This window comes from Mesorhizobium sp. M7A.F.Ca.CA.003.01.2.1, from assembly GCF_003998945.1.
Taxonomy (GTDB): domain Bacteria; phylum Pseudomonadota; class Alphaproteobacteria; order Rhizobiales; family Rhizobiaceae; genus Mesorhizobium; species Mesorhizobium ciceri.
Genome location: NZ_RZRA01000272.1, coordinates 1 through 6061, shown reverse-complemented (window position 1 = coordinate 6061; position 6061 = coordinate 1). Strand labels below are relative to the sequence as shown.

The window sequence follows — 6061 nt, the reverse complement described above, 5'->3', positions numbered from 1 at the left end:
ACGGTTGGACAAATTGGCCGGGAACAGCTTGACCCGGTCGCCAAGCTCGCTAGCCAGCGCCTCCAGTTTCTCGACGCGGGTGCCATGCAGGCCGACGATCGCGCCTTGCGCATGCAGCATCCGGGCGATCGCCTCGCCGATGCCTCCCGATGCGCCGGTGACGAGCGCCTTGCGGCCAGTCAATTCGAACATTTTTGTCTCCTGATTGAGAAGAGAACACCCCTTTGCAGGGAATGGGATCAAATAGGGCTTTATGCAAGCGCTGCTAGCGTTGCCTCGACCTCAGCCGCCGAGCCGACCGACGCAGTGGCGATGTCGCGGTTGATGCGCCGCGCCAATCCCGAAAGCACCTTGCCGGCGCCAATCTCGTAAAGCGTGGTGACGCCATTTGCGCCGAACCACTCCACGGTCTCGCGCCAGCGTACGCGGCCGGTTATCTGCTCGACCAGGCGGCGGGCGATCTCGTCCGGATCGCTGGTCGGGCTGACCGTGACATTGGAGAGGACGGGAACGACCGGCGCATTCTTTGTCACACCGGCGAGTGCGTCGCGCATAACGTTCGCGGCCGGCGCCATCAGCGCCGAATGGAAGGGCGCGGACACCTGCAGCATCAGTGCGCGCTTGGCGCCTTTCTCAGTGCACAGTTTCGCCGCCAGTTCGACCGCGGCCCTGGCGCCGGAAATGACCAGTTGGCCGCCGCCATTGTCGTTGGCGATCTGGCAGACGGAGCCTTTGGCGGCTTCCGCGCAAGCGGCTTCGACATCGGCCTGTTCCAATCCGATGATCGCCGCCATGGCGCCCTCGCCGGCCGGCACCGCCGCCTGCATGGCATTGCCGCGGATGCGCAGCAGCCTGGCGGCATCGGCAACCGAAACGAAGCCAGCGGCCGCGAGCGCCGAATATTCGCCCAGCGAATGACCGGCGACATAGGCGACCTTGCCTTTCAGCGAGAAGCCGCGCGATTCCAGCGCCCGGATCGCGGCCAGCGACACCGCCATCAGCGCCGGCTGCGCGTTGGCGGTCAGCATCAACGTCTCTTCCGGCCCTTCCCAGATCAGCTTCGACAGGTTTTCGCCGAGCGCGTCGTCGACTTCCTGGAAAATTCTGCGCGCCTCGGGAAAGGCCTCGGCGAGATCCTTGCCCATGCCGACTGCCTGGCTGCCTTGTCCAGGAAAGGTGAATGCAACGGCCATGCGCGGGCTCCCAAGGGCTGGTTTTGCTTGCCTGATAGACGAGTTTTTCTTGCCTGTGACGCAAGGCAGGCCGCCAAGTCAAGCCCGGTTCGACCCTGCTCGACCGCAGCTTCATCCGCCGAGTGCCTGTTCCGAAAGGCTTTTTGGCGATCACTCCTGATGAAAACCGCTCACGATTCGTTTGCTGGCTCTTCTTATTTTGGCCACAGGCGCTAGCTTTGCGTGACAATTCCATGACAATCGAGTGACGTGCTTGTCGCTGGGTGGGGAAGTTAAAGTGGCAAAGAGTTACAAACGCGCCGGCAAGGCCGCGCCACAGTTCCTGGAAGACGACCCCTCCACCGGCTATCTGCCGGGCAGGAGATGGCCGGTCGTGCGCTATGGGCTGATCAGCCTGGCGATCGCCGCCGTCCTGGTGTTTGCCATCGAACTGATCGTGCGCGGCGACTTTGCCGGCACGGTCTCCTTCTTCCTGCAGCCGCTCAAGCCGGGCTGGACCACCATCGTCGTGTTCGCGCTGATCCTGATCGGCCTCGATGCGGTGCTGGGCCGCAGCCATCAGAGCCTGATGATCGTCGCGCCGCTGACGCTATCGCTTGCCTTCGTCGGCCACCAGAAGTCGCATTATCTCGGCGATCCGCTCTATCCGACCGATTTCCTCTATGCCCGCCAGATCTTCGCGCTGTTGCCGCTTTTGGTGCGCGACCGGCCGATGACCGCGCTCGCCATGGTCGTCGGCATCGTCGCCGGCCTGTCGCTGCTCGTCTATGGCTGGCGGATGTGGCGCCGCAAGGTTCCCGCACTCAGCCGCAAGGGACGCCTTGCGCGGCTGACGCTGGCAGTGCCGCTGCTCGCCTTCTTCGTTTCGATCATGGACTATGCCACCTTCTCCTGGACCAGGGACCGGTTGCAGATCATCCCGATCATGTGGGACCAGAAGGAAAACTATGCCTCCAACGGTTTTGCGCTGGCCTTTGCGCTCAATGTGCCGATGGCGCATGTCTCTGCGCCGCCGGGCTATTCCGACAAGGCGATCGCGGCGATCGCCAGGCCCGATGTGACCGCCTCGGTGCCGGCCGAGAAGCCTGACATCATCATCGTCATGAGCGAGTCCTTCTGGGACCCGACCAAGCTGCCCGGCGTCACCATCACGCCCGATCCGATCCCCAATGTGCGGGCGCTGCGCTCCGGCTCGATGTTCTCGCCGGAGTTCGGCGGCATGACCGCCAATATCGAGTTCGAGGCGCTGACCGGCTTCTCCAACGCGTTCCTGCCGGCCGGCAGCATCCCCTACCAGCAATATGTGCGCACGCCGACGCCGTCGCTGGCAACCTTCCTCAAGAGCCAGGGTTATCGGGCGCGCGCCATCCATCCGGGCACCAACTGGTTCTGGAACCGTGGCGCGGTCTACGCCGATTTCGGCTTCAACGATTTCAAGTCGGAAGAGACGCTGCCGCCAATGCAAAAGCGCGGGCCACTGGCATCGGATGCCGCGATGACCGACGAGATCATCAGCGAGGCCGACGCCAGCGAAGAGCCGGTGTTCTTCTTTGCGGTCAGCCTGCAAAACCACGGTCCCTACGAACCGAACCGCTATTACAGTCCCACGCACAGGGTGCAGGCGCCGATCAGCCAGTGGGCGCGCGAATCGCTGCTCAGCTACGCCGAAGGCTCAGCCGATGCCGATCGCGGTCTCGAACGCCTCGTCGAATGGGCAAAGACACGCTCCCGCCCAACCGTGATCGCCTTCTTCGGCGACCATCTGCCGCCGCTCGGGCCGGTCTATGTCGAAACCGGCTTCCTGAAGGACAATGTCGCGCCGCGCAAGGAAGCGTCGCCCGAGGCTGCCCTCGAGCATCATGAGACGCCGCTGGTCATCTGGTCGAACCGCACCGGGCCGGCTGAGCACATGGGCGCTGTCAGCCCGGCCTTCCTGCCCTATCATATCCTGAAGACGGCCGGCATCAGCCATCCCTACTACACCGGCTTCCTGGGCGAGATGAGCGAACACTACCGTGTCGTCGACCGCAATTTGCTGCTGACGCCGGCTGGCGAGGCCACGCCCGATTGGGCGCGGCAGAAGGAGATCGATCCGGCGATCCGCGATTTCCGCCTGCTGCAGTACGATATGATGTTCGGCAAACGCCACGCAGCGCCCGACTTCTTCCCCGAAACGGTCGACAAGATTGTCGCCGCCCATACGAGTTGAGGCCAGCGATTTCCTCAGAGCCTGCTGGTCCGTCTCGGTTCGCGTGTTCAGTTGGTCAATTGCAGCTTCGTGAAGTTGTTGGCGATCTGAAGGAACACGTTCGGCAGTTTGGTCGGATCGTTGACGGCATAATAGTTGCTCGGATCCGAGGCGCAGGCGCTGTAAAGCGCACGGTTGGCTGCGGTGTCGGATTGCAGCACCATGGTGTAGATCTGCACGCCCTCGTTCTTCAATTGCGTGCAAACGTTTTTGGTCCAGCCGTCGACATTGCGCGCAGCGGTCGTCTGGTTGTCCGATCCGAAGCGGCCGCCAGCCAGATAGCCATAGGATGTGTAATCCGACTTTGTCGGTTCTTGTTCGCTGGCGCCATAGACGACGTTCTCGCCGTCGGTGAGCAACAGCACGATCTTGCTGATGCCGGGCGTCTTCCAAGGCGCTCCGTCGGTGTAGGGCGCGGCGGGCGACAGCACACGCATACCCCATGACAGGCCCTCGGAGACATTGGTACCCGAGCCATTCCACTCGGTCATCTGACTGGCCGCCTTGCGCAGCTTGTCGAAATCGTCGGTCAGGGGGACCACCGGGGTCGGACACGCACGGTTCGGGCCGACAGTGACGGGAGAGCCGATCTCGGTGATGAGTTCCTTGGCGGGCGCAACATATTTGGCGATCTTTTCCCTGGCATCCCTGTCATCGGGCGACAGAAGTTCGATGAGATTGCCGAGCAGGTTGCTGAGATCGATGCCCAGAATGTTGATGCCCGACTGGGCAAGCCTGGTTTTGTCGCTGACATCGTTGAGATAGGAGTTGTTGTAGTATTTATCCGAATTGCCATAGGAGCCAGACGGCTTCTGGGCGTCTTCGGGATCATCCGGCGCAAAGTAGGGCACGAACAGCGTGTCGGGCTTGGCCGGGTCGGGTGGCGTGTCGGAGATATTGTAAGCGCCTGGCCGCGCCTCGACGCAACCTTTCCATCCGGTGCCATTCCATCCGGCATCGGCCCATCCGGTCTTCTTGAGCTGTTTGAAAAGCGCCATGTGGTTCGGCCGCTTGCCGTCGATGACGGGAAAATTGACGCCGTTGGTTGAGGACTTGCCGTCCATGTCGATCCAGGACGGGTCGAAGCCGTCGCCATTGACATTGACGGCCGTCACGAAAGGAACCAGCGAGGCGCGGATCTTGCGCGTTGGCGATTTCGCCGCTTCGAGCGTGTCGAGCAACGATTTTGTCGCCGTCCTCAGCGCCGTCATCCGCGCGCCGGCCATCGAGCCGGTGTTGTCCAGCACCAGCACGACTTCGAGCTGGTTGTTCGATTCGACCGCCGAGGCATCGACCACGATGTGCTTGCTGTCGCCGAACAGGAAGGCGAAGTTGAGATGGACGTCCGCCGAGGCAACCGCCTTGGTCTTGACGAAGTTGACGCCCTTGTCGACAGTCAACGTCGCCTGCGCATTGTCGAGCTCGCCATGACCGACGATGTTGGCCTGGAAATAGCGGTTGAAAGCGTCATTGCGGGTGATGTCGAGATCGCCAAGATGCGAAGAAGCAAGGTTTGCCGAATCGAGAGCGTTCTGCAAATTGCTCTTGGCCCGCATAAGGGTCGAGACATCGGTTGCGAAAGCGACTGCCGTCAGGATGACCGGCAAACCCAGTCCCAGCACAAGCGTGAAATTGCCGCTCTTCGAGCGCCAGAATTTGTTGAGAAGCATCCTTACCCCCGGAAATGCTTGCCGCTTTTGCGCGGTTGTCCGGGCTTTTGCGCCTTCCATGATGAATCGACCGTTGACGGCCAGGCTTCAACTCCACACAACCTGCTGGTGTGGTTAAGACGTGGTTGCCGGAAACCACGACTCCGGCCGTTGCTGCTCCCGATCGTCGCCTGCGACACACGGGAATGCCGCTTGCCCTTGCTTTGCGGCCGGATTGCTGTATAGACGCCCGCAATCTGCCGGTCCTTGCTGGGGGCTGAACGGAGGGCCGGAGGTTTTTCAGAACCTTCGTGTGAAGCCGGAAGTGCTTCCGCCTCCCGTGTCTCCGCTCTCGACCGTCTCGTCATGCTCCTTTCTTCCCCCTGCCCCTCGAGGGTTTGCGGGTCAGAGAAGTTGCAGAGGCTTTTGCCGCCGGGAACCGGGAGAGAAACGAAGAAAGGCATAAGACATAATGGCTCTTTACGAACATGTGTTTCTTGCCCGGCAGGACCTCTCGCAGCAGCAGGTCGATGCGCTTGTCGAACAGTACAAGGGTGTCATCTCCGCAAATGGCGGGTCCGTCGGCCGGGTCGAGAACTGGGGACTGAAGTCCCTCACCTACCGGGTCAACAAGAACCGGAAGGCTTACTACACGCTGATGGACCTGAATTGCCCGGCGGCCGCGCTCAACGAGATGGAGCGCCAGATGGGCCTGTCCGAAGACGTGCTGCGTTTCCTGACCATCAAGGTCGAGGCGCATGAGGAAGGCCCGTCGGCCATGATGCAGAAGCGCGAAGAGCGCTCGGAACGCGGCGGCTTCGGCGACCGTGACCGTGGCGATCGTGGTCCGCGTTCGTTCGGCGATCGTGATCGCGGCGACCGTGGCGATCGTCCGCCGCGCTCGTTCGGCGACGCCGGTGCCGATCGTGGTCCGCGCCGTCCGCGCGAAGGCTTTGAAGGGGGTGCAGAAT

The 6061-nt window shown here is 62.2% G+C and carries 5 protein-coding genes; 2 read left to right on the top strand and 3 right to left on the bottom strand.

The window, feature by feature from the left end:
• Window positions 1-192: SDR family NAD(P)-dependent oxidoreductase (locus EN969_RS13415; RefSeq protein WP_245467437.1), on the bottom strand; the 192-nt coding region annotated here is incomplete at its 3' end.
• Window positions 193-251: 59 nt separating this feature from the next.
• Entirely contained in the window at window positions 252-1193 is a 942-nt protein-coding gene (gene fabD / locus EN969_RS13410) for an ACP S-malonyltransferase (RefSeq protein WP_013532517.1), read from the bottom strand.
• A 277-nt stretch (window positions 1194-1470) separates the two neighbouring features.
• Here fabD and EN969_RS13405 point away from each other — a divergent pair, with 277 nt between their 5' ends.
• Entirely contained in the window at window positions 1471-3402 is a 1932-nt protein-coding gene (locus tag EN969_RS13405; RefSeq protein ID WP_024504319.1) for an LTA synthase family protein, read from the top strand.
• A 47-nt stretch (window positions 3403-3449) separates the two neighbouring features.
• Here EN969_RS13405 and EN969_RS13400 read toward each other — a convergent pair whose 3' ends face one another.
• Window positions 3450-5111: a pilus assembly protein gene (locus EN969_RS13400; protein ID WP_063167703.1), complete on the bottom strand. Its 1662-nt coding sequence runs from the start codon at window positions 5109-5111 to the stop codon at window positions 3450-3452.
• A 451-nt stretch (window positions 5112-5562) separates the two neighbouring features.
• Between EN969_RS13400 and rpsF the strand changes: the two genes are divergently transcribed.
• On the top strand, window positions 5563-6061 hold a 499-nt coding region (gene rpsF, locus EN969_RS13395; protein WP_013532520.1), incomplete at its 3' end, for a 30S ribosomal protein S6.

Bases quoted from the DNA above. Each gene is read 5' to 3' on its own strand.
- fabD (WP_013532517.1), bottom strand. From the start codon at position 1,193: ATGGCCGTTGCATTCACCTTTCCTGGACAAGGCAGCCAGGCAGTCGGC.
- EN969_RS13400 (WP_063167703.1), bottom strand. From the start codon at position 5,111: ATGCTTCTCAACAAATTCTGGCGCTCGAAGAGCGGCAATTTCACGCTT.